The sequence below is a fragment of the Pseudomonas sp. R1-15 genome, assembly GCF_051132085.1.
In the GTDB taxonomy this organism is placed as follows: Bacteria; Pseudomonadota; Gammaproteobacteria; order Pseudomonadales; family Pseudomonadaceae; genus Aquipseudomonas.
The window spans coordinates 4,383,320-4,406,563 of the sequence record NZ_CP071660.1 but is presented as its reverse complement, the minus strand read 5'-3'; the positions used below and the strand labels follow the sequence as shown (position 1 = coordinate 4,406,563).

The 23,244-nt window shown below is 61.1% G+C and carries 22 protein-coding genes and 4 tRNA genes; 11 read left to right on the top strand and 15 right to left on the bottom strand.

Translation table 11 applies throughout. The annotated features are described in order from the left end of the window. Positions 1-14 precede the first annotated feature (14 nt). A complete protein-coding gene (gene rdgC / locus J3P97_RS19855) occupies positions 15-935 on the bottom strand; it encodes a recombination-associated protein RdgC (RefSeq protein ID WP_434672583.1) in 921 nt (306 codons plus the stop codon). A gap of 160 nt (positions 936-1,095) precedes the next feature. On the opposite strand from rdgC, the gene J3P97_RS19850 reads away from it, so the two are divergent. The 4 genes from J3P97_RS19850 (at position 1,096) to J3P97_RS19835 (ending at position 1,613) form a co-directional block, all read left to right on the top strand. Then, positions 1,096-1,171 (top strand) — tRNA-Val (locus J3P97_RS19850). 19 nt (positions 1,172-1,190) lie between these two features. Further along, positions 1,191-1,267: transfer RNA gene (locus tag J3P97_RS19845), tRNA-Asp, on the top strand. 176 nt (positions 1,268-1,443) lie between these two features. Further along, positions 1,444-1,519, top strand: a tRNA-Val gene (locus tag J3P97_RS19840). Positions 1,520-1,536: 17 nt separating this feature from the next. After that, positions 1,537-1,613, top strand: a tRNA-Asp gene (locus J3P97_RS19835). A gap of 684 nt (positions 1,614-2,297) precedes the next feature. On the opposite strand, the gene J3P97_RS19830 is transcribed toward J3P97_RS19835, so the two are convergent. The 3 genes from J3P97_RS19830 to J3P97_RS19820 form a co-directional block, all read right to left on the bottom strand. Continuing rightward, positions 2,298-2,546: a hypothetical protein gene (locus tag J3P97_RS19830; RefSeq protein ID WP_434672582.1), complete on the bottom strand. Its 249-nt coding sequence runs from the start codon at positions 2,544-2,546 to the stop codon at positions 2,298-2,300. Between the two features lie 234 nt (positions 2,547-2,780). After that, positions 2,781-3,917 (bottom strand): catalase family protein, encoded by a 1,137-nt coding sequence (locus tag J3P97_RS19825; RefSeq protein ID WP_434672581.1) that lies wholly within the window; start codon positions 3,915-3,917, stop codon positions 2,781-2,783. Positions 3,918-3,948: 31 nt separating this feature from the next. Beyond that, positions 3,949-5,754 carry a di-heme-cytochrome C peroxidase gene (locus J3P97_RS19820; RefSeq protein ID WP_434672580.1) on the bottom strand — a complete coding sequence of 602 codons (1,806 nt, stop codon included), beginning with the start codon at positions 5,752-5,754 and terminating at the stop codon, positions 3,949-3,951. A gap of 267 nt (positions 5,755-6,021) precedes the next feature. Here J3P97_RS19820 and J3P97_RS19815 point away from each other — a divergent pair, with 267 nt between their 5' ends. The 5 genes from J3P97_RS19815 (at position 6,022) to J3P97_RS19795 (ending at position 8,697) form a co-directional block, all read left to right on the top strand. Further along, entirely contained in the window at positions 6,022-6,735 is a 714-nt protein-coding gene (locus tag J3P97_RS19815) for an FKBP-type peptidyl-prolyl cis-trans isomerase (RefSeq protein WP_305499483.1), read from the top strand. A 286-nt stretch (positions 6,736-7,021) separates the two neighbouring features. Continuing rightward, positions 7,022-7,477, top strand: coding sequence for a YkvA family protein (locus J3P97_RS19810; protein ID WP_434672579.1), 456 nt, complete (start codon positions 7,022-7,024; stop codon positions 7,475-7,477). Between the two features lie 111 nt (positions 7,478-7,588). Beyond that, positions 7,589-7,927, top strand: coding sequence for a helix-turn-helix domain-containing protein (locus J3P97_RS19805; RefSeq protein ID WP_305499486.1), 339 nt, complete (start codon positions 7,589-7,591; stop codon positions 7,925-7,927). After that, on the top strand, positions 7,924-8,295 hold the full coding sequence (locus J3P97_RS19800) for a hypothetical protein (protein WP_003179080.1): 372 nt from the start codon (positions 7,924-7,926) through the stop codon (positions 8,293-8,295). The genes J3P97_RS19805 and J3P97_RS19800 overlap by 4 nt, the downstream gene beginning before the upstream one ends. Further along, positions 8,296-8,697 (top strand): sel1 repeat family protein, encoded by a 402-nt coding sequence (locus J3P97_RS19795; RefSeq protein ID WP_434672578.1) that lies wholly within the window; start codon positions 8,296-8,298, stop codon positions 8,695-8,697. It begins immediately after the preceding gene. 192 nt (positions 8,698-8,889) lie between these two features. Here J3P97_RS19795 and J3P97_RS19790 read toward each other — a convergent pair whose 3' ends face one another. Together J3P97_RS19790 and J3P97_RS19785 are read right to left on the bottom strand one after the other, a co-directional pair. Further along, positions 8,890-10,677, bottom strand: a complete 1,788-nt coding sequence (locus J3P97_RS19790) for a bifunctional diguanylate cyclase/phosphodiesterase (RefSeq protein WP_434672577.1) — start codon at positions 10,675-10,677, stop codon at positions 8,890-8,892. Positions 10,678-10,807: 130 nt separating this feature from the next. Beyond that, positions 10,808-12,886 (bottom strand): carboxy terminal-processing peptidase, encoded by a 2,079-nt coding sequence (locus tag J3P97_RS19785; RefSeq protein ID WP_434605186.1) that lies wholly within the window; start codon positions 12,884-12,886, stop codon positions 10,808-10,810. Between the two features lie 142 nt (positions 12,887-13,028). Between J3P97_RS19785 and J3P97_RS19780 the strand changes: the two genes are divergently transcribed. Next, the gene (locus J3P97_RS19780; protein WP_434672576.1) at positions 13,029-13,991 is read left to right on the top strand and encodes a zinc-binding dehydrogenase; all 963 of its coding nucleotides are present in this window, start codon (positions 13,029-13,031) and stop codon (positions 13,989-13,991) included. A 213-nt stretch (positions 13,992-14,204) separates the two neighbouring features. Here the strand turns inward: J3P97_RS19780 and J3P97_RS19775 are convergent, their stop codons facing one another. The 6 genes from J3P97_RS19775 to J3P97_RS19750 form a co-directional block, all read right to left on the bottom strand. Beyond that, complete coding sequence (locus tag J3P97_RS19775) at positions 14,205-14,858, bottom strand: HAD family hydrolase (protein WP_434572490.1); 654 nt, start codon at positions 14,856-14,858, stop codon at positions 14,205-14,207. 45 nt (positions 14,859-14,903) lie between these two features. Then, positions 14,904-15,893, bottom strand: a complete 990-nt coding sequence (locus tag J3P97_RS19770; RefSeq protein ID WP_434601528.1) for an ABC transporter ATP-binding protein — start codon at positions 15,891-15,893, stop codon at positions 14,904-14,906. Beyond that, positions 15,890-16,690, bottom strand: a complete 801-nt coding sequence (locus tag J3P97_RS19765; protein WP_434672575.1) for an ABC transporter permease — start codon at positions 16,688-16,690, stop codon at positions 15,890-15,892. Before J3P97_RS19765 ends, J3P97_RS19770 begins: the two co-directional genes overlap by 4 nt. Further along, positions 16,677-17,513: an ABC transporter permease gene (locus J3P97_RS19760; RefSeq protein WP_434605184.1), complete on the bottom strand. Its 837-nt coding sequence runs from the start codon at positions 17,511-17,513 to the stop codon at positions 16,677-16,679. Before J3P97_RS19760 ends, J3P97_RS19765 begins: the two co-directional genes overlap by 14 nt. Before the next feature lie 5 nt (positions 17,514-17,518). Next, positions 17,519-18,325 (bottom strand): alkaline phosphatase family protein, encoded by an 807-nt coding sequence (locus J3P97_RS19755; protein WP_434572495.1) that lies wholly within the window; start codon positions 18,323-18,325, stop codon positions 17,519-17,521. Between the two features lie 204 nt (positions 18,326-18,529). Further along, positions 18,530-19,597, bottom strand: coding sequence for an ABC transporter substrate-binding protein (locus J3P97_RS19750; RefSeq protein WP_434572496.1), 1,068 nt, complete (start codon positions 19,595-19,597; stop codon positions 18,530-18,532). A 350-nt stretch (positions 19,598-19,947) separates the two neighbouring features. Between J3P97_RS19750 and J3P97_RS19745 the strand changes: the two genes are divergently transcribed. After that, entirely contained in the window at positions 19,948-20,673 is a 726-nt protein-coding gene (locus tag J3P97_RS19745) for a UTRA domain-containing protein (RefSeq protein ID WP_434629121.1), read from the top strand. 7 nt (positions 20,674-20,680) lie between these two features. On the opposite strand, the gene J3P97_RS19740 is transcribed toward J3P97_RS19745, so the two are convergent. The 3 genes from J3P97_RS19740 to J3P97_RS19730 all read right to left on the bottom strand — a co-directional run bounded on the left by J3P97_RS19740 (position 20,681) and on the right by J3P97_RS19730 (position 23,172). Beyond that, the gene (locus J3P97_RS19740; protein WP_305499501.1) at positions 20,681-20,863 is read right to left on the bottom strand and encodes a hypothetical protein; all 183 of its coding nucleotides are present in this window, start codon (positions 20,861-20,863) and stop codon (positions 20,681-20,683) included. A 206-nt stretch (positions 20,864-21,069) separates the two neighbouring features. Further along, positions 21,070-22,359 (bottom strand): M18 family aminopeptidase, encoded by a 1,290-nt coding sequence (locus J3P97_RS19735; RefSeq protein ID WP_434572499.1) that lies wholly within the window; start codon positions 22,357-22,359, stop codon positions 21,070-21,072. Positions 22,360-22,536: 177 nt separating this feature from the next. Beyond that, complete coding sequence (locus J3P97_RS19730; RefSeq protein ID WP_018612476.1) at positions 22,537-23,172, bottom strand: RluA family pseudouridine synthase; 636 nt, start codon at positions 23,170-23,172, stop codon at positions 22,537-22,539. Between the last annotated feature and the right edge of the window lie 72 nt (positions 23,173-23,244).

Genomic DNA, 23,244 nt, shown 5'->3' with positions numbered 1-23,244 from the left:
GCTATCCGCTACTTTTAGATCCCTTGCGGAATCTCTTCGCCACCCAACGCTTCGACCACCGCCGGCAGGAACTCGCCGAACGTCAGCATCATCAGGGTGAAGCTGGCGTCCAGTTGGCCGAGGGCTTCGTCGCCGCCGTCCTGTTCCGCCTGGTCTTGCAGCAGGTCTTCGAACTTCAGGCGCTTGACCACCATTTTGTCGTCGAGCACGAAAGACAACTTGTCTTGCCAGGCCAGCGACAGTTGCGTCACCACCTTGCCGGTGTTCAGGTGCAGCTGGATCTCGTCGCTGGTCAGGTCCTGGCGCTTGCAACGGACGATGCCGCCATCTTCATGGGTATCGCGCAGTTCGCATTCGTCCAGCACGAAGAAATCGTCTGCGGCTTTCTGGGTCTTGACCCAGTCGGTCATGATCGCGGTCGGGGCCGTCTTCACTGTCAGCGGGCGCACCGGCAGCGTGCCGATGACTTCGCGCAGGGTCGAAAGCAGGTCTTCGGCGCGTTTCGGGCTGGCCGAGTTGACCAGGATCAGGCCCTGTTTCGGCGCGATCGCGGCGAACGTGGACGAACGGCGGATGAAGGCGCGAGGCAGGAAGGCCTGGATGATCTCATCCTTGATCTGGTCCCGTTCCTTTTTATAGACCTTGCGCATCTGCTCGGCTTCGATCTCTTCGACCTTTTCCTTGACCGCGTCACGGACGACGCTGCCCGGCAGGATGCGTTCTTCCTTGCGTGCGGCAATCAGCAAAAAGTCCTGGCTGACATGCACCAGGGGGGCGTCTTCGCCTTTGCCAAATGGCGCGACGAAACCGTAAGTGGTCAACTCCTGGCTTGCACAGGGGCGTGCCAGTTTGCTCGCCAGTGCAGTTTCCAACGCCTCGGCATCAACAGGCAGATCTTGGGTCAGGCGATAGATAAGCAGGTTCTTGAACCACATGGGGTGAGTCTCTCCTTTATACAAAGGGGGGCATTATTCTCTTCGCGGCGCCATAGGCCAACCCTTCGCTAAGCCTTTGGAAGGCCTGAAAAAATTAAATTAAAAAGTGCTTGCCAGCTTAGGAAGTGCTCCGTAGAATGCGCGCCACACCGAAAGCGAAGGGTGATTAGCTCAGCCGGGAGAGCGTCTGCCTTACAAGCAGAATGTCGGCGGTTCGATCCCGTCATCACCCACCATTCGCTTCAAGTGTTATGCGCAGCGGTAGTTCAGTCGGTTAGAATACCGGCCTGTCACGCCGGGGGTCGCGGGTTCGAGTCCCGTCCGCTGCGCCATATTCGGTAACCTGGAACACTGAACGCCAGGTCACCACAGAAAGCCCGCTAACGCGGGCTTTTTGCTGTCTGGAGTTTCTGTGGTGCGCGTGAATCACATTTTTTTGCTGGATTTATCAATTAAATCAGCACGTTATAAAAAACTGTGAGAGAATGCGCCCCGCATCGAAAGTGCAGGGTGATTAGCTCAGCCGGGAGAGCGTCTGCCTTACAAGCAGAATGTCGGCGGTTCGATCCCGTCATCACCCACCAAACTTTCAATGTTACGCGCAGCGGTAGTTCAGTCGGTTAGAATACCGGCCTGTCACGCCGGGGGTCGCGGGTTCGAGTCCCGTCCGCTGCGCCATATTTGGTATCTGGAACGCTGAACGCCAGGTACCCGCCAGAAGCGGCGCTTTTCCTTATAAGAGGGGAAGGCGCCGTTTTTTTTTGCTTTCGATATCTGTTTTTCTCAGAGGGGTGTGTATATCCGTTTCTGCGGTAATGGCCACTGGCGGTTTCGCTTTTACAGCGACTCACTTTTATGAAGCGTAAAAGTAAGCAAAACGCTTCTGCCCCACCACTCGGCACCTCGCCTAGGCTCGGTGTGCCCTCACTCCGGCATTGCTCCGTGGGCCCGCCGCGAAGGGCCGTCCCTGGCCCAGCGCGGCTACCTCGGCATCCATGCCGAGGTGCCCACTGCGCAATGCCTGCGTTCGGCCAGCGTGGTTAATGGGGCGCCGAAATCAACGTCCACCGCGAGGCGGCCTTAAAGCCGGCCTCGCTCTCCCAGTCGTACTCCGATCCAACTGTGGGAGCGAGCCTGCTCGCGATAAAGCCGGCACATTCGACATCTTCATCGACCATGCCACCGCCTTCGCGAGCAGGCTCGCTCCCACAGGTGCGTTGTGTCGCCTACAAATCCATGGCCGAACGCGGAGCCAACTGTGGGAGTGGGCTTGCCCACGAAGAGGCCGGCACATCCAACATCTTCATCAACCATGCCACCGTCATCGCGAGCAGGCTCGCTCCCACAGGTGCATTGTGTCGCCTACAGATCCATGGCCGAACGCAGGGCCAATTGTGGGAGCGAGCCTGCTCGCGAATAGGCTGGCACATCCAACATCTTCATCAACCATGCCACCGCCATCGCGAGCAGGCTCGCTCCCACAGGTGTCTCCCACAGGATGAACACGGTCAACCAAAACCAGGTCGGCTCGAAGGCCGCCTCGCGGTGGACGTTGATCTCGGGCGCCCCGTTAACCACGCTGGCCGAACGCAGGCATTGTGCAGTGGGCATCCCGGCATGGATGCCGGGATAGCCGCGCTGGGCCAGGGACGGCCCTTCGCGGCGGGCCCACGGAGCAATGCCGGAGTGCGGGCATGCCGAGCCTTAGCGAGGCACCGAGTGGTGGGGCAAAAGCGCTTTGGTTACTTTCACGCTTTTTGAAAGTGACTCGCCGTAAGGGCGAAACCATAAGCAGCCGTTACCGCAGAAACGGATATACACACCACACCACACCACACCCACCACCTACTGCTCAGCATTCCGACTATGCCGATAATCGCTGACCGCCTCATACACCGCTTTACGCAAACGATTGATACCACCGATGGGCCGATGCGCCTCGAGCCCAAACCACGGATTGAACGACAGGTTGTCGCAGGCCAGGTTCAGCTTGGGCGTATCGAAATCCTGGGCCGGCACCTTGATCCGCGCCACCGTCTCGAATGGCGCATCGCTTTCCCGCCACTCGATACTGGTGTCTTCGATCGGCATGTATTTGCCCGGGTCCTGACGCTGGATCTGGAGCACAAAACAGGCTGGCACGCGGTCTGTGGATAACTGCTGAGTCAGTGCGCTGCGCAAGAAATTCGGCAGGTCCTGGTTCTGCTTGGGCAGGGTGTAGGCTGGGCAGTTGTCCGGATCCGGCGCGACGCGAAACTTGGCATTGGCCGCGCCGAACTTGTACGGCGATACCGAGAAATAAGTGGTCTGGGTCGGGCTCGCCGGAGGCGGGGAGAGTGTCGCCAGGGCGATGAACAGATGACGGATCTGCCAACTGCGTGGGTCCAGGCTCGGAAAGAAAGCCATCGCCTTTTTTCCGTCAGCCTGGGCCGCCACGTTCTGACGGTATTCGGCGACATCGCTGACAAAGAAGTTCGGATGATTGAACATCACGAAGTCCTGCTCGCCCTGCGATTGCCGGTCAGCGAGCAATTGCTTGCCAGGCACATCCAGCAGCTTGATGGCCATGCCTCGTGCATCGCGCAGGCTGTCGAACTGTGGGTAAGCGTTGCCGTTGGACAGGCGGATCGTCGCCTGCCAGGTCTTGCCCGGTTCGGCGAATACGCCCTGGCGCAACGGTGCCGGCAGATCGCCGGGCACCTGGACTTCGGCCATCACGCAGCCGTGGGCCTTGGCATGGGCATCGCGCAGGTAGCGCGTGCCTTCGCGGTGCTGGTCGACGATGCGGATGGCGGTCTGGATGATGTCCTGGGTCATGGTGCTTTCACCGGCCGGTATCTGTTCCCTGTCCGCGACCGGCCCACTGTGTTGCCAGGCGAACCAGGCCGTGGCCACGGCCCAGCCGAGCAGGCCGATGCCCAGCAGCCAGAGGAGCGTCTTGCCCAGAAAGGCGCCGAGGCGCAGCCAGAGCTTTATGAGCATGGTGCAATCCTTTTACCTGAAAGATTCATCATCACAGTTGCGACTCCAGCGGTCCGCCCAGCACCTTCAAGTACTCCAGCAGCGCCCAGCGCTCCTGCGGTTGCAGCAAACGGCCAATGACCCCATTGCCTCGTTCGCCGGCGCGGAATTCATGGCCGCTGTTATGGTTGCCAGTGATGCGGGTGTCGAACAGGAAGGCATTGGCAAACGCTTCGGTGCGATAGCCCAGGTGCCGCGGGTCGTACTCGAAGCTGCCTTTATAAAAGGTGGTCGCCCGCTCGGCCTGCGGCGAGAGCAACTGGTAGATGGTCGGCACCGAGCCGTTGTGCAGGAACGGCGGTGTTGCCCAGACGCCGGCCAATGGCCGGGCCTTGTAGGCGCGAAATTCACGGACGCCGATGGGCAGCCCGAAACCGTCCAGTGCCGGACGTTCCACCGGCGTGACGCCGGCATCCCGGTAAGCGCGGTTTTCGACGAATGCGGTGACGTAGGCCAACCCCTTGGCGACCGAGATCTGGCTGAGGTCCAGCGGTTCTGTCGGGGCAGGGTGCAGTTGCACTTCCAGCTTCGCCAGTTCGGCCGGGTCCCATTGCAGGCTGGTCAGGTTGAAACGGTGATCGGCAATATTATTCGCGGTGCCCGGGTCCGTGCCGATCACCTTCACTGGCAGCATATGCAACTGTTGCACCGGCCGGTCAGGTCCCTGGACGACTCTGGGCACATGGCAGCCGGCGCAGTTTTCTTCGAACAACGCCTTGCCCTTTGCCGCCAGGGGCTTGTCAATCGAACCCAGCAACGCTTCCGGCCATACGGGTGGCTTGAGCAGTTGCAAGGTCTCTTCAATCTTGTTCAGGTCGCGCACCCGCACGCTGGAAGGGTAGCGCGCATCGCCTTGCAGCGGCTTGCCCTGCGCATCGAAGAAACTCAACGTGGCGCCAACCCCCAGCGCCTCGCCGACGTTGCGGGCCATCGGCTGCTGCGCCGAACCGTTCCACTGTACCCAGTCGAACGTCCACATTTCCCACAACTGTGGGTAATCCACCGGTGCGTTGGCGACCCGGTAGTTTTCTGCCGAAATGGCATCGCCAAAGCTGGCATTGGCGATGCGGCCAAAGGCATCGGTGCGGCCCGGCCCTTCCTCGGTGGGGTAGAGGCCGCGGTGGGTGTCGTTCCAGGCCGTGCGCAGGAACATATTCAGGGAAATCTTGAAGTCCTTGCGCAACTCTTCATGGCGAGCGTCATAGTCATTGCCCAGCACCTGGCGGGCGAAGCGTTCGAATTTCCATGGGTTGTAGTAAGTCGAGGCGAGACTTGCCACCAGTGCCTGTCCGAAACTGCCGCCGCGCAATGTCGGAACAGTCGACGGCAATACGTGTTGGGCCGAGCCGCCATCGATCCGGATCGCCTGGCCCTTGAAATGCAATTCGCCGGTGTGGCAGGCGGCGCAGGTAATGTCGAGGTATTGCTCGTTACTACCGGCGTTCTGGTGTCGGGTGAAGCCCACCGGTAAGTTGCCGGGGTTCAGTGGCGTGGCTTTCTGCGCCGGATCGACCAGAAAACCGAAGCGCGCCAGGTAGTCCGGCGAAGCGAAGCGCTGTTCCGAGAGCGGCAATTCAAGCGCGGTGAACCACTCGTAACGCAGGCCTTTGACCTGAGTGCCCTGAGGCGTGAAATAGTAAGTCTGTCGCTCGGCGGCGCTCCATTGGTCGAGGTAGTGCACCTGTTGGACGGGCGTGTAGGCCGGCAGGCGCGGGTTGGCCACGTAATAAAGCACCACGGCCACGACCACGATGACCAGCGCGAGGATCAGCAATAAAAAGCGAGAGAGGAGGCGCACGGTTTACGTCCTTGTTTTTTTAATATGCCCTTATGCCTCAGCGCCGCTTGGCCGGCAAGTGGCCATTACCCCGCGCTACGAGTAGCGGCCGATCTGGCCGTGTATAACAGATGACAGATGCTTCATCTGCCGAGGATCAAAAAGCGTTTGCCGACCTGAACTTATCATCGCTTTGTGGCTCACATGCCGGTAGCCATTGGTCGTGGCCGCCTGATAAGCTCGCGGCTTTACTCGATTGCCCTTTAGGCGCATGAACAAGGAAATAGCATGAAACAGCATCGGTTGGCGGCGGCGGTAGCCCTGGTTGGCCTGGTACTCGCGGGTTGTGACTCGCAGACCAGCGTAGAGCTGAAAACCCCGGCGCAGAAAGCTTCCTACGGTATCGGCCTGAACATGGGCAAAAGCCTGGCTCAGGAAGGTATGGATGACCTGGACTCCAAAGCAGTTGCCCAGGGCATCGAAGATGCCGTCGGCAAGAAAGAACAGAAGCTGAAAGACGAAGAGCTGGTCGAAGCCTTTGCCGCGCTGCAAAAGCGTGCCGAAGAGCGCATGGCCAAGATGAGTGAAGAGTCGGCAGCCGCCGGCAAGAAATTCCTCGAAGAAAATGGCAAGAAGGCCGGCGTCACCACCACCGCTTCCGGCCTGCAGTACGAAGTGGTCAAGAAGGCCAGCGGCGCGCAGCCTAAGCCGACCGACGTGGTGACTGTTCACTACACCGGCAAGTTGACCAACGGCACTGTGTTCGACAGCTCCGTGGAGCGTGGCAGCCCGATTGACCTGCCGGTCAGCGGTGTGATCCCGGGTTGGGTTGAAGGCCTGCAATTGATGCATGTCGGCGAGAAGTACAAACTGTACATCCCGAGCGACCTGGCCTACGGCGCCCAGAGCCCGAGCCCGGCGATCCCTGCCAACTCGGTCCTGGTATTCGACCTGGAACTGCTGGCAATCAAGGATCCGGCAAAAGAAGGCGCAGCCAAGTAATTGCGCCTGTCTTGATGAAAACGCCTCGCTCATGCGGGGCGTTTTTGTATCTGGCATTCGACGTGGCAAAAAAACCGAACGCGCAGGGCAAGCTACAGTCATAGGCAGTACAGCGCTGTGCTGGATGCGGTCGACCCGTCGGGTAGGTGGTTGCCGTTTATTTATGTGAGTAAAAAACGCCCGATCTAAGCCAGGCCCTTATGAAACGGGGGGCGCAGCGTTGAAATGCAGCTCTGTTCACAAGGTTATCCACAATTTGTGTGGATAACATTTCAGTGGAGAAAAAATGAAGGCCCCGTGGAATTTCGCGCGATTTCTTCCCCTGGCGGGACGGCTCCTGGCCCGCGGCAGACTGCCCACGCTGCTGTTCGCCGTTGCCAGCAAGGGCGCCCGGGAGGGCAGTCGCCTCGGCAAGCTCAAGGAGGACCTGCGTCTGCTGCAGGCTCTATGCCTGGCTTACTGGCGGGGCGAATATCGCGCCGTCAGTGCCAAATCGATGCTCTCGGTGGTGGCGGGCCTCATGTATTTCCTCAGCCCGCTGGATGCGATTCCGGACTTGCTGCCCATGCTAGGCATGTTCGACGACATTGCGGTGCTGGCCTGGATCATGAAAACCCTCGACGACGAGCTGGGTGCCTTCCGTGCCTGGCGCGAGCAGCAGTCGCCGGAGAAACTTGCGCGGGTTGAAAGGCTTCCCGACACCCCGGAACAACTCCAACTGCAAGGGCCGAAAAAAAGCTGATCTGGCCCGTTTCCCCGCGAGATTTCATCGCCCCGCGACCTTGGCCGCTATTAGGATTACACTTCCAAGAAAAAGCTTACTTGCTAAGTGTTGTTGTCCTACGGGGTAATCATGGATATTCAAATAATCACGCGCGACGGAGAGCCCGAGTACGCGGTTTTGCCGTGGGATCAGTACCAGGCGCTGCTGAAGGCAGCCGGCATCAATCAAGCACCGCAAGAAGCCACGGTCCGCCATGCGGCGGCACCCGGCCAGGTTCTCCCTGGCCTGGATCAATTACGCAGTTTGCGCGAAGGGAAGGGCATCGCCATCGAGGCGCTGGCCCGCACGGTAGGCATCAGCCCGTCTTATCTGGCCATGATCGAAAGCGGCGAGCGTCAGCCCGATGCCGCGATCAAGCGCAGTCTGGCCTGGGAACTGACGGTGCCGGGTTGGAGGGATGAATCGTGAGTGTACGCATCAGTCGGCAACATTGGGACGGGTTGTTGGGTGAGTTGGACCAGGCGCGTCGCCAGCGCCATTTATTGACGTACCGCGCCTTGCTGGAGCGCTTGCAACTGCCTAGCCCGGCCATGCAGACATTGACCGCCGCACTCGAACATCTGGCGGCGCTGGACGCCCGGGCCGAACAGCCACTGCGCAGTTCGTTGGTCATCAGTCAGGGGGCCAGTCGCCTGCCACGCACCGGTTTTTTCGAATGTGTTGAACGCCTCGGGCGCTTTTCCGGCCCCTCCGACGGCGTCGCCGCCGCATCCTGGCATGCGTCGGAAGTGGTCCGGGTGTTCGAATACGAGTACCCCGAATCGGCGGAGGCCTGAGTGCTCTGGCGGATCAAGGCTCGGGCCGGTTATTGGCTGGCGCGCCGGTTGTTCCATTGGTCATGGTTGGTTCGGCAGCCCCGTGGCTGGGCCTGGCTTGAAGGCCAGTTTGCGCGCATGGCGAACCTGGGCGACGTCGACGCCCAGAGCTTCTACGGGCATATCCTGACATTTCGCGGCCAAGGGCTCGGCGCACGGGAAGAGGGCATTCGCTTGCTCCGCCTGGCGGCACTGGCCGGTGACGGCAAGGCCGCCTACCAGGTCGGCGTCATCAGCCTGGCAGGCTCTACCACCAAGGCGCCGGATCCGGACGAAGCGGCGCGTTGGTGGGCCTTGGCCCTGAAGGCCGGGCATCCGCTGGCCGAGGTCAAGCTCAAGGCGCTCGAGAGCAAGGAACCCTGAAACCGTTCGTGGCGAGGGAGCTTGCTCCCGCTGGGCGGCGAAGCCGCCCCAAACCAGTCTGCTCGATCAACCAGGCACACCGAGGCGCTGCCCAGAGGGTCTGCTACGCAGCCCAGCGGGAGCAAGCTTCCTCGCCACGGGATGATCATCACTCACAGCGTGATTATCACCCACAGGTTTTTTACCTGAAGCTCACGCTGAGAAACCCAGTTCCGCCACGGGCGCCTGCTCAACCAGCCCGTTAATCAGATACAAACTCCCCCCGACGATTTCCTTGGCATGGTGCTTGGCCTGCGAAGCCATTTCCGCCAACTGGCTGGCATCCAGCTCCGAACAGGCCTCGGCGCGCAGATGCACCACCCCGATCGACAACGACAGCAAGGCGAAGTCCTGTCGTATGCCCTGTCGGTTCAACGCGGTAAAACATCCGGCTTCCAGATGCTCGGGCCGGTAGAAGCGGCGGCAGTGGTTCTGGAAGTCGCTCAGCAGTTGGGTCAGGCGCTTGCGCCAGTCGTCCGGGCCGAGGACCAGCAGGAAGTCGTCGCCGCCGATGTGGCCGACGAAGTCGCGGCTGGGGTCAATGCGTTCGTTCAGGCATTGGGCCAGGCACAGCAGGACTTCGTCACCGCGACCGTAGCCGTAGATGTCATTGAAGGGCTTGAAACTGTCGATGTCGACGTAGCAGATCACCGACTCCTGGCGCTGCTGCAGCAGGCGCGTAAGGCACTGCTGGATGGGCACGTTGCCCGGCAGCAGAGTCAGCGGGTTGGCGTAGCGCGCCTGTTGGATCTTCAGTTCGGTGATGAGCTTGAGCACGTCGATCACCCGGCCCAGGCCCAGGTAGCCGCCGTTGAGGGTGATGATGAAGTCTTCTTCGATGCGCTGGCGGGCGCGGCTGGTGATGAGGCGGCTGACTTGTTGCAGTGACTGGCTCAGTTCAACCGCGAGGAAATCATCGCTCATCAGGCGGCTGATGGGCTTGCGAGCGAACAGGTCGGTGGCGAAAGGCTTGAGCAGGGCATCCGAGAGCGAATGACGATGGACGATGCCGCACGGTTGGCCACGGTCGTCCAGCACCGCCAGGGAATTGAGGTTGGCCTGGCGCCGGAACGCTTCCAGTACCGCTGCCGTCGGTGTGTCGTGGGCGACTGCCGGTTGTTCGTTGAGCAGCGCAGTGAGGTCGTTGACCTCATCGCCCAGCGGCACCACGCCGCTGTCCTGGCGGGGCATCAATGCCTTGGCGTCCTGGGATGGATGCTCCTGGGGCCGGGCGAGCAAGTAGCCCTGGACCAGGTCGACGCCCATTTCGATCAACACGGCGAGCTCTTCCGGCAGTTCGATCCCTTCGGCGATCACCTGGGCCCGTGAAGCCTGGGCGATCTTGAGAATGGAACCGACGAATTCACGCTTGAGTGCGTCCTGGTGAATGCCATCGATGAAATGCCGGTCGATCTTCACGTAGTCAGGTCGCAATTCGGACCACAGCCGCAGGCTTGAATACCCGGCACCAAGGTCATCCAGGGCAATGGAAAAACCCATGGCTCGATAGTGATGCAAGGCGGTTTGCAGCAACTGGAAGTCATCGATAGGCGTTTGTTCGGTCAGTTCGATAACCACCTGGCTGGGCGGAATGCCGAAGTCCTGTAACAGCTGCAGGGTGCGGCCGGTCTGGTGGGCCGATTCGAGCAGCGATTCTGGCGAGACGTTGAGGAACAGTTTGCCCGGCAGCTTCTGTTCATTGAAGCGCTGGCAGGCGCTGCGTCGGCAGGCCAGCTCCAGTTCGCTGAGGCGTCCGGCCTGGCGCGCCACGGACAATAACGCGATGGGGGAGTGCAGCGGGCTGTTCGACGGGCCACGGGTCAGGGCCTCGTAGCCGAGGATGCGTCGTTCGGAAAGACAGATGATCGGTTGGAACAGGCTGTGCAAACCGCTTTGACTCAGGATTGAGCTCAAGGCACTCAGCTGTTCTGTCGTGGTCATGGCGATCTCTGGCGATAAAAAAAGGACTGGGCGCGACCCCTGCTGGGGTGCGCCCGGTCCTGTATTTCACGACAGACTGATGTCAGTTTGATGACACTCCGACGAGCACCACCATTAAAAGGCCATCACCTCAATGTTTGGCGACCGCCGTATTGAGCTTGAGGTAATCGAGCAGGATCCGACCGGTTTCGCTCAGATAGGCGTCGTCTTCCGGCTTGGTTTTTTCCGGCTCGGTGATGAGGTCTTCGTCTTCCTTCTTCAGCTCTTTGAGCGGCTCCTCGCCCTTGGCCTTGCGACGCAGGTTTTCCATGGCCAGTTGCTTGGCTTCGATGTCGGCATGCTGCGCGCGGCGCTCGGCTTCGTTGAGGGTGACGGTTTTTTCCATCATCAACTTCTGCGCCAGGGCCAGCTTGTCGCGAATGAACACAAACTCCGCGTCTTGGGCGGTGCGGGCGTCATGCTCGGATTTCAGCTGGGCCAGGTACGGCTTGAACGGGTCCACGGCCGGCTTGATTGCAGGCCGGATGGTGTCCCACGGCATGGCTTCGGGCAGGGCGCTCTCACCGATTTCCTTGGTGTCGATGATCGACGGGTAATCGATGTCAGGCAGCACGCCCTGGTGCTGGGTGCTCTGGCCGGAAACCCGGTAGAACTTCGCCAGGGTCAGTTTCAGTTCGCCGTGGTTCAGTGGCTGGATGGTCTGCACGGTGCCTTTGCCGAACGTCTGGCCGCCGATGATCAGCGCGCGGTGGTAGTCCTGCATGGCGCCGGCGAAAATCTCCGAGGCCGAGGCCGACAGGCGATTGACCAGCAAGGCCATTGGTCCCTTGTAGAACGCGCCGGGGTTTTCGTCCTCGAGCACATCGACCCGGCCATCGGCGTTACGCACGAGCACGGTCGGGCCTTTGTCGATGAACAGGCTGGTCAGTTCGGTGGCTTCCTGCAACGAGCCGCCGCCGTTGTTGCGCAAGTCGATGACCACGCCGTCGACCTTTTCCTTCTGCAGTTCGGTGAGCAGTTTCTTGACGTCGCGCGTGGTGCTCTTGTAGTTCGGATCCCCGGCGCGGAAAGCCTTGAAGTCCAGATAGAAAGCCGGAATCTCGATGATGCCGAGCTTGTAGTCCTTGCCGTCCTGCTTGAGCTGGAGGACCGATTTTTTCGCGGCCTGTTCTTCCAGCTTCACTGCTTCACGGGTGATGGACACGACTTTGCTGGTCTGGTCGTTCGGCGCATTGCTGGCCGGGATGACTTCCAGGCGGACCACCGAACCTTTCGGGCCGCGGATCAGCTTGACCACTTCGTCCAGGCGCCAGCCGACCACGTCGACCATTTCCTTGTTGCCCTGGGCGACGCCGATGATCTTGTCCGCCGGGGCGACCTGCTTGGTCTTGTCGGCAGGGCCCGCCGGCACCAGGCGCACGATCTTGACCTGATCGTTATCGCTCTGCAGTACCGCGCCGATGCCTTCCAGGGACAGGCTCATGTTGATGTCGAAGTTTTCCGCGTTATCCGGCGACAGATAATTGGTGTGCGGGTCGTAGGACATCGCGAAGGTATTGATATAGGCCTGAAAGACGTCCTCGGCGCGGGTCTGGTCCAGGCGCGCGAGTTGATTCTTGTAGCGCTTGGTCAGGGTTTCCTGGATCTGCTTGGGATCCTTGCCGGCGATCTTCATACGCAACACTTCGTCCTTGACGCGTTTGCGCCACAGGTCGTCGAGTTCGGCGGTGCTCTTGAGCCATGCAGCGTCCTTGCGGTCGACCAGCAAGGTTTCCTTGGCATTGAAGTCGATCTTGTCGACGCCCTTGTTCAACTCGGCAAGGGCGTAGTCCAGGCGCGCCTTGACGCGGTCCAGGTAGCGCTTGTAGATAATGAACCCGGCGTTGAGGTCGCCGCTCTTGAGGAAGTCGTCGAACTGGGTCTTCCACTTGTCGAATTCGGCGATGTCGCTGGCCAGGAAATAACTGCGCGACGGATCAAGCAGCTTCAGGTAGCTGTCATAGATGATGACCGAGCGCGCGTCATCGAGTGGCGGCTTGCTGTAGTGATGGCGCTTGAGCAATTCAACCACGTTAAGGCTGGCGATCACCTCGTCGCGATCGGGCTGAAGCTTGTCCCAGCTGTTGGCCGCGAACGCAGTGTTCGAGAGCGCTGAAGCGCCAAGGCCAATAAATAGGGCAAGTGCAGTGCTGGGGAAAAAGTGCTTCATGCTGATTCGACGCAGGGACAATTGATCACGCATATTAGGCCGTCTTTGAAGTCGCCGGTTCCATGTGGCCCGGGCGCATAATGCAAGAAAGCCCGGCGTTGTTACAGCAGCGGGCCCAGTCGAGACTCACTATGGAGGCACCGTGAAAGCATTGCAAGGCGTTGAAGGCCAAGTGGTATGGGCAGATGAGCCAAGTCCGGCGTGTGATGCCGGGCAAGTTCGCATCCGTGTAGCGGCCGCTGGCCTGAATCGGGCCGATTTGTTGCAGAAAGCCGGGCATTATCCACCGCCACCCGGCGCCAGCCAGGTGTTGGGGCTGGAATGTTCCGGGGTGATCAGTGAAGTCGGGCCGGGTTCCTCCTGGCAGGTCGGCGACCGGGTTTGCGCCTTGCTGGCAGGCGGCGCAATGGCCGAGGAAGTGGTGGTCGATGGTCGGCATGTGTTGCCCGTGCCGGAAGGCCTGTCACTGGCCGAAGCCGCCGCGCTGCCTGAGGTCTACGCCACCGCGTGGCTGAATCTGTTCCAGCTGGCCGGGCTCAGGCCGGGTGAAAAAGTGCTGCTGCATGCCGGCGCCAGCGGCGTCGGTTCAGCCGCGATCCAGCTGTGCAAGGCGTTCGGCAACCCATGCTGGGTCAGCGTCGGTTCGGCTGAACGACTGGCCTATTGCGAAGCGCTCGGTGCCCAGGGCGGCGTGGTGCGCACCGACGATATCAACAGCCTGAACGACTTCGGGCCGTTCGACGTGATCCTCGATCCGGTCGGCGCGAACTACGCCAGCCTCAACGTGAAACTTTTGTCAGTTGACGGGCGCTGGGTATTGATCGGGCTCATGGGCGGGCGCACCACCGAACTCGATCTGGCCCAGGTGTTGGGCAAGCGTATCCAGTTGCTGGGCTCGACTTTGCGCAGTCGAAATGATCAGTTCAAGGCCGACCTGATCGCCGAGTTGGGGCAGCAGGTGTGGCCGTTGTTCGCCGACAAGCGCCTGAGCCCGCAATTGGCCAGGACGTTTGCGATCAGCGATGCCGAGGCGGCGTTTGCCGAGCTGGCGACCAATCAGGTGTCCGGGAAATTGGTCCTGGAGGTCGTTGACAGCCTGAGCTGATCGGGAGTCGGTCCCCTGTGGCGAGGGAGCTTGCTCCCGCTGGGCGGCGTAGCCGCCCCAATCCGGACGACGCGACTGTTCGGAAGGATCGCGTCAGCCAGCTTTACGACTGCTTCGCAGCCGAGCGGGAGCAAGCTCCCTCGCCACAACAGCCACAACAGCCACAACAGCCACAAGGCAATATGGCCTCAGGTATTGTGGAGTTGATCTGCTTCACTTCCAGGTATGAATCGGCCAGCCGGCCGATTCGGCGTGGGCCTTCAGGACCGGGTCCGGGTTCACGACGTGCGGGTGATCGACCTTGAGCAGCAACGGCAGGTCATTACGTGAATCGGAATAGAAGCTCGCGCCTTCCAGGTTTTCTTCCTCGGCGTCCAGCCAGTCCAGCAGTCGGGCGATCTTGCCTTCGCGATAGGTCAGGGTGCCCACGGTCTTGCCGCTGTACACGCCATGGGCGACGTCCAGCTCGATTGCGAGGATCTCATCGATGCCCAGGCGTTCGGCGATTGGCTTGACCAGGTGCGTGCCCGAGGCCGAGATCACCAGGATCCGGTCACCGGCCTTGCGGTGCTCGGCGATGGCCTTGGTGGCGTCGCTGAAGATGATCGGTTCGATGAAGTCTTCCACCCACGGCGCCACCAGGTGTTCGATCTCTTCCGGCGTGCGGCCGATCATCGGTTCCAGGCTGAAGTCCATGTACTCTTCCATGCGCAGCTTGCCGTGGCTGTAGGCGTCCATCAGCTCGTTGTTACGGCGCATGAACGACTCGGGATCGACCCAGCCCAGGCGCCCCATCTGCTCGCTCCAGAGGGTGGCGCAGTCGCCGTGGATCAGGGTTTCGTCCAGATCAAAAATTGCCAGAGCCATCAACGCGCTTCCCTATTCAAGATATCTTCAAAATCAACCAGACCCTCAGGCTACCTCGCACAGCGCCGATGGATCGATGGAAAGTGCCAGCCGTGCACCATCGGGATGCAGGTCGGCAGCCGAGCGGTTGAGCACATCCACCACCAGTTCTACGCCGCGGGCCTCGACCCGGTAGCGGATCACGTTACCCAGCAGGCTGTGGCTGCGGATCAGCGCGTCGGGTTCGCCGTTGCGACTCAGCTCGATGGCTTCCGGGCGGATGGCGATGCGACCGTTCACCGGGCGTTGCAGCAGCTTGCTCGCGGCGTCGGCGTCGAGCAGGTTGTAGTTGCCGATGAAGCCGGCGGCAAAGACATCGACGGGCGCAGTGTAAAGGGTCTCGGCATCGCCGCTCTGTACGATCTTTCCCTGATTCATCAGGAAGATCCGGTCAGACATGGTCAGGGCTTCTTCCTGATCGTGAGTGACAAAGATGGTGGTCAGGCCCAGTTCCCGCTGGATCTGACGGATCTGTTCGCGCAAGTGCTTGCGAATCCGCGCGTCCAGCGCCGACAGCGGCTCGTCCAGCAGCAACAGGCGCGGCCGGGTGACCAGGGAGCGGGCCAGGGCCACGCGCTGGCATTGGCCGCCGGACAGTTGATGCGGGTAGCGGGCGGCAAAGTCATGCAGCTCCACCAGTCGCAGGATCTCCAGCACACGCTGGCGACTGTCCGAAGCGTCGACCTTTTGCATGCGCAGGCCGAAGGCGACGTTCTGCTCCACGGTCATGTTGGGGAACAGCGCATAGCTCTGGAAGACCATGCCGATCCCGCGCTTCTGCGGACTCAGCGGCACGATGTCCTGGCCGTCCAGCAGGATCTGGCCCGCATCCACCGCTGTCAGGCCGGCAATGCAGCGCAGCAGCGTGGACTTGCCGCACCCGGAAGGGCCGAGCAGGGTGACGAATTCGCCCTTGTGGATTTCGCAGTTGATGTCGCTGAACACCGGCGTGCCGGCGTAGCCTTTCTGCAAATGTTGGACGCTGACGTAGCTCATTGGCTTTTGTCCTTGTTCAAGATGTTGGCCGCCCAGGTCAGGACCAGTACAAAAAAGAAGTAGGAAATCACCAGCGCACTGGTGAAATGGCCGCTGCTGTTGCGCATGTTGTTCAGGTATACCTGCAGGGTTTCATAGCGGGTGCCGACGAGAATGTTGGCAAACACGAACTCGCCGAACAGGAACGAGAAGGACAGCAGCAGCGCGACCATCAGGCCCTTGCGCAGGTTCGGCAGCACCACCAGCAACGCGGCCTGGAAAGTGCTGGCGCCGAGCAGTTGGGCGGCGTCCATCAGGTCGCGCAGGTTGATCGCTTGCAGGTTATTGGTGATCGCCCGGTACATGAACGGCAAGGCGACGGTGAAGTAGCAGCCAATCAGGATCCACGGCGTGCCGACCATCGCCAGCGGCCCGGAGCCATAGAGCTGCAACAACCCCACCGAAGACACCACCGGCGGCACCGCGAAGGGCAGCAGGATGAGGATGTTCATCAGCGCGTCGAGTTTTGGGAAGTGATAATGCACCACGAACAGCAGCGGCAGGATCAGCACCACCGAGAGCACCAGCGCGCCCACGCAGACAATCAGCGATTGGCCGAAGGCGTGCAGAAAGCGCGGGTCGCTCCACAGTTGCAAGTACCACTTGAAGGTGAAGCCGCTGGGCAGCACGGTGGCCGACCAACTGCTGGCGACGGAATAGATGAGCGTGCCGGCCAGCGGCAGCAGCAGGATGGCGAACAGCAGGTACACCACCGCTCGATGATAGAACCCGGCCGGGCCCGATTCAGCGCGAGACATGGTAGCTCCTCTTGAGCAGCAACTGATGGATGACGGTCACCAGGGTCATCAACGCCACCAGCACCACGGCCAGGGCGCTTGCCATGTTCGGGTCGAGGGAAATGTCGCCGGAGACCATCGCCGCGATGCGAATCGGCAGGACGTTGAAATTGCCGGTGGTAAGCGCATAGACCGTGGCATAGGCGCCGAGGGCATTGGCCAGCAGGATCACGAACGTGCCGAGCAGCGCCGGGGTTAGCACCGGCAAGCCGATGTGCCGCCAGAACTGCCAGCCGCTGGCGCCCAACAGGGATGCCGACTCACGCCAGTCCTCGCGCAGCGCGTCAAAGGCCGGGTAAAGCAGCAGCACGCCCAGGGGGATCTGGAAATAGGTGTAGAGAATGATCAGCCCGGTTTTCGAGTACAGGTTGAAATCCTCGATGATCCCCGCCTGCTTGAGCATGATCGTGATGCTGCCGTTGAACCCCAGCAGGATGATGAACGCAAAGGCCAGGGGCACGCCGGCGAAGTTGCTGGTCATGTTGGCGAAGGCGTTGACGAAGTTGCGCAGCCGCGAATCGACGCGGCGCAGCGAGTAGCTGCCGAGCACGGCGATGAGGATGCCGAACACGCTGGACCAGAAACTGATTTCCAGGCTGTGCTGGATCGCCTGTCGGTAGAATTTCGAGCTGAAGATCTTGCTGAAGTTGGCCAGGCCCCAGCCGAACTCTTCCGATTCCAGGCTGTTGACCAGCACCCAGAGCAGCGGGGCGACCTGGAACACAATGAAAAAAATTGCGAAGGGCACCAGGCACAACACTGCCAGCCATTTGCCGCGCGTCATGGCATTCACTTGAGCAACTCCTGGCAATAGGGTTTGTCGTGGGCGACGCCGAGCAGCTGGCAAATGGTGCCGCACAGTTCGGTTTGCCGAGGGGCCGCGTTGGCGTCAAGGCTGAAGCCATCGCCGAGGACAAACAGCGGTACTTCCCGTTCTTCCGGTAGCAGGCCGTTGTGGGAGCGGTCGTTGTTCATGCCATGGTCGGAAGTCACCAGCACCTGATAACCGGCGTCGAGCCAGGCTTGCAGATATACCGCCAGGTTGATGTCCGCCGAGCGGGCGCTGTTGCGGTACTGCGGGGTGTCGAGGCCGTGCTTGTGACCGGCGTCGTCGATGTTCATCGGGTGCACCAGCAGGAAATTCGGCAGGTAGCGCTGGCGCAGGTGTTCGGCATCGGCGAACAGATGGGAATCGGGGTAGTGGTCATTCCAGTAGAAATGTCCGTATTGAATCGGCAGGTCGGGGTTTTCGGTATGGCGATCACGACCGGCGACGAAGGGTGACACGTTGTACAGCTCGCTGACCCAGTGATAGGCCGCAGCCGCCGTACTCAGGCCGGCGTCGGTGGCGTAATGGAAAATGCTGCGCTGGTTCGACAGGCGCGAGACATTGTTGTGCACGATCCCGCTGTCGATGGGTACGACGCCGGTGAGGATGCATTCGTAGAGTGGGCGGGACAGGGCGGGCAGCTCACATTCCAGTGTGTAGAGCGCCGCGCGTCCTGCGCCGACATACGCCTGCAAATGTCCCATGGCATGCCGGGCGACTTCGTAGTTGAGGCCGTCGAGCACCACCAGGATGACGTTGTGCTTCATGGGGACCGGAACTCCGGGCAGATACCAGATAACTCGAATTCTCCGCAGGTCGATTGTGGGAGCGGGTCCCTGTGGGAGCGAGCCTGCTCGCGAAGGCGGCGGGTCAATTGGCACAGGTGTTGGCTGTGCCACCGTCTTCGCGAGCAGGCTCGCTCCCACAGGACCTGCTCCCCACACTTGGATCTCCGAGCGGGAGCTAGCGCCTCACTTCATCTCGACGATGACTTCTTCATTCCACTGCTGCGGCAGTGCCTTGGAGGTCTTCTCCCACGCGTCGGCATCCTTGATCGGCGTCACGCCTTTGTACTGCTCGTTCGGCAGCAGCTTGGCCTGGACTTCTTCCGGCAGTTTCAGGTGCTCGGCGCGGATCGGCCGGGCGTTGCCCTTGGCCAGGTTGATCTGGCCGGCGTCGCTGAAGATGTACTCGCGGGTCAGCTTGGCGGCGTTCGGGTGCTTGGCGTATTTGTTGATGATGGTGGTGTAGCCGGAGATCACCGAGCCGTCGGACGGAATCAGCACGACGTAGTCATCCGGGCTGGCCATCTTGGCCTTGTAGCTCAGGCCGTTGAAGTCCCAGACCACGCCGACTTCGACTTCACCTTTTTCCATCGTGGCGATGGTCGGGTTGGCCATGGACAGGCGGCCTTGCTTGGCGATATCGGCGAACAACAACAGGGCCGGTTTAATGTTCTTCTCGTCGCCACCGTTGGCCAGGGCCGCAGCCAGCACGCCGTTGGCGGCCTGGGCGGCGGTGCTCACGTCACCGATGGAAACTTTGTACTTGCCGGTCTTCAGGTCGGCCCATTTGGTCGGCACTTCGGAGCCGTGCAGCAGTTTCTTGTTGACGATGAACGCAATGGTGCCGGTGTAGGCCAGGGCCCAGTTGCCGTCCTTGTCCTTGGCCCAGTCCGGGATCTGTTCCCAGGTGCTTGGTTTGTAGGGCTGGACCACGCCTTGCTTGACCGCGATCGGGCCGAAGGCGGCACCGACGTCGCCGATGTCGGCGCTGGCGTTGTCCTTCTCGGCGGCGAACTTGGCGATTTCCTGGGCCGAGCTCATGTCGGTGTCGATGTGTTTCAAGCCATAGAGCCTGGCCAGGTCGTCCCAGGTGCCTTTCCAGTTTGCCCAGTCATCGGGCATGCCGACGCTGTTGACGGCGCCTTCCGCTTTCGCAGCGGCTTCCAATGTTTTCAGATCGGTATCAGCGGCCATGGCGGCGGTGCACATGGCAATGGTCGAGCCTAACAGTGATGCCAGGAAAAGCTGTTTCATCCGAAGCTCCTATGGGCGTTTTCAACGCTGCGATTGCGATGGTGTTGGTCTAGGTCAGCAATACCTGAGCCAATGTAGGCGCGTCCCATGACATTTTGATGTCGATGCAAGGTTCGCCAGCAATCGTCGGGCTCATGAAGCGTCGCTGCGTCATAAGCGTAGACCATGAGTAAGCAACTGATCTGCAAGGCCTTGGCCGTTAATTTGCAAGCCGATGTGTTGACCGTTCAGCGGTTGTGTCATCTATCAGTCATGCGCAGTGCCTAGGCTTGCAGGCATGAGCCGTGGATTGCTGTGCGATCGAATCCTGCCCCGAAACAGTGCTGGTCTAGTCCAGATAGGTAACGTTGATGCGCGTTGAGACAACCAAAGCGGTGACAACCATCGGACAGGTCCTGCAGGAGCAGCTCGATCACGGCTTGCTGGCGCCTGGTAGCAAGTTGCCGGCCGAGCGCAAGCTCAGCGAGTTGTTCGGCACCACGCGGATTACCGTGCGCGAGGCGCTGTTGCAGCTCGAAGCCCAGGGCCAGATCTACCGGGAAGAGCGCCGGGGCTGGTTCGTGTCGCCACCACGGCTGGCCTACAACCTGATGCAGCGCAGTCATTTCCACGCGATGGTCAGTGCCCAGGGACGAGTGCCGTCGACCCAGGTAATCTCGGCCCGCCTGCAACCCGCGTCGGCGGCGGTCTGTGCCTGGCTGCAATTGCCGGCGCTGTCCAGCGTCATCCAGATCTGCCGCACCCGGCGCATCGACGAACGCCTGGTGCTGTACGTCGAGCACTACCTGAATCCCGCGTATTTCCCGGACATCCTCGAATTTGATCTCAACCAGTCGATGACCGAGCTGTACGCGCGCCACTACGACCTGCGCTACGGCCGGGTGAAATTCGAAATCGTGCCGACATCGCTACAGCCGGAAGCCGCCGCGGCGCTGAAAGTGTCGGTGGGCAGCCCCGGCCTGCGGATTGCCCGGGTCAATTACGACCAGCATCAGCGGCTGATCGACTGCGACCTGGAGTTCTGGCGCCACGATGCGATCCATGTCGGGGTGGACGTGCCGGAACAGTCGGCCTGAGGCGCGTTCAGGAGACGTCGTTGAGCTTGGCCAGGATCCTGAACAGCACCGTGACGAGAATCAGCAACATGCCGATCCACATGGCAAACACACCGACGTTCTTGTCGCGGAAATTGAAGCCGATGGCGAGCAGGATCATGCCGGCGATGATGGGCACCAGCATGGCGTTGAACGAGGTCATGGAAATCATGGCGACAGCCTTGTCGGGAGGGATAAGGTCAGTCTAGTTGGGGTTTGGCGAGGAAGGCGGGTATGCACGCACCGTGACGCATGCTCTTGTGGCGAGGGAGCTTGCTCCCGCTGGGTGGCGCAGCCGCCCCAAAATCGGCGACTGAACGCAGATTTTGCCAATGCTGCGCATTGGAGCGGGAGCAAGCTCCCTCGCCACACAAAGGCTTACGGCAATTCGCGAGACGCGTAGAACGCGCTCAGCACTTTCACCAGGTGCGCCAGGTCGTGGCTGCCGCAGAGCTCGCGGATCGAATGCATGGCGAAAGTCGGCAGGCCGATGTCGACCGTGCGTACGCCCAGCTGGCTGGCGGTGATCGGGCCGATGGTCGAGCCGCAACCCATGTCGCTGCGCACCACGAAGCTCTGCACCGGCACTTCCTCGGCCATGCACAGATGGCGGAAGAACCCAGCGGTTTCGCTGTTGGTGGCGTAGCGTTGGTTGCTGTTGACCTTGATCACCGGGCCGGCGTTGAGCTTGGGGCCGTGGTTGGCGTCGTGCTTGTCGGCATAGTTGGGGTGTACGCCGTGGGCATTGTCCGCCGAAACCAGCAGGGACTTCTGAATCGTGCGTACGAACTCTTCACCTTCGGGCAGCAGGCGGCGCAGGGTCTGTTCGAGCATCGGACCGTCGGCGCCACACGCCGAGGTGGAACCGACTTCTTCGTGGTCGTTGCACACCAGCACGCAGGTTTCTTCGGTGTCGGCGGTCAGCAAGGCCTGCAGGCCGGCATAACACGACAGCAGGTTGTCCAGGCGCGCACCGGTGATGAAGTCACCGTGCAAACCGATGACCGCTGCGCTTTGGGTGTCATAGAAGCTCAACTCGTAGTCGAGCACCACGTCGGCGTTCAAGCCATGTTCCCGGGCCAGCTGGTCGGTGAGCACGGCACGGAAATCAACGCGTTCGTCACCGGCGAATTGGGCGAGGATCGGCGGCAGTTCGTTCTGCGGGTTGATCGCCCAGCCCTGGTTGGCTTCACGGTTGAGGTGGATAGCCAGGTTCGGGATCGTGGCAATCGGCGCCTTGAAATCGATCAACTGGCTCTCGACCTTACCGTCGCGGCGGAAGGTCACCCGCCCGGCCAGGGACAGGTCGCGGTCGAACCACGGCGCCAGCAGTGCGCCGCCGTAGACTTCCACGCCCAGTTGCCAGAACCCGTGACGTTGCAGTTCCGGCTGCGGCTTGACCCGCAGGCATGGGCTGTCGGTGTGCGCGCCGACCAGGCGGATACCGTCGTGCAGCGGTGAGTTGCGGCCCAGCTTGAAGGCAATGATCGAGGAATCGTTGCGCGTGACGTAATAACGACCATTGGCCTCGGTGGCCCAGGTTTCGCGCTCATCAAGACGCTGGTAACCCGCCGCTTCCAGGCGCTGGGCAAGGCTGGCGGTGGCATGGAACGGGGTGGGGGAGGCCTTGAGGAAATCGATCAGGCCCTGGTTCAACTGTGCACGCATAAAGAACTCCAGACAGCAATGGGCGGGAGTTTACCGTATTAGCAGCGTAGGTGAGCATTCCAGGCGGAACTGTGGCGAGGGAGCTTGCTCCCGCTGGACTGCGCAGCAGGCCCAAAAAGGGGTCGCTACGCAACCCAGCGGGAGCAAGCTCCCTCGCCACTGTGTCGGAGGTGTTTTTCAGAACGGTGCAGGGCACTCGAAGCGCAGGCGCTCGCCGCTTTGCGGGTGTGTGAAGCTGAGCATGCTCGCGTGCAGGCACAGCCGTGGCCAGGCGGCCAGGGCTTGCGGGTGGGCATAGAGCCCGTCGCCCAGCAGCGGATGGCCGATGGAGAGCATGTGCACGCGCAATTGATGCGAGCGTCCGGTGATCGGCGTCAATTCGACCCGACACCAATCACCGCAACGCTCCAGTACACGCCAGAACGTCAAGGCATGCTTGCCCTGTTCGTGGTCGACCACATGGCGGGGCTTGGTCGGCGGGTCGTAGCGCAAGGGCAGGTCGATGCTGCCGCTGTCCAGCTCCGGTTGGCCCCAGCACAATGCCGTGTAGGCTTTTTCGGTTTCTCGATCATGAAATTGCCGGGACAGTTCGCGATGGGTGTCCGGGTCACGGGCCAGCAGGATGATGCCGGACGTTTCCCAATCCAGCCGGTGCACGATTCGCGCTTCCGGATAACCGTTTTCCTGCAGGCGGGTGATCAGGCAATCTTTGTTGTCGTCCGCCCGGCCAGGCACGGAGAGCAGCAGGGTCGGCTTGTCGACCACCAGTACGGCGGCGTCCTGGTGGATGATGCGGATGTTGGACAGGGGCATTGAACAGTCTCGTAACAAACGCCAACGGCGGCTCGAACCCTTCTCCTTGTCCTGTGAGGGGGAGAAAGGCCC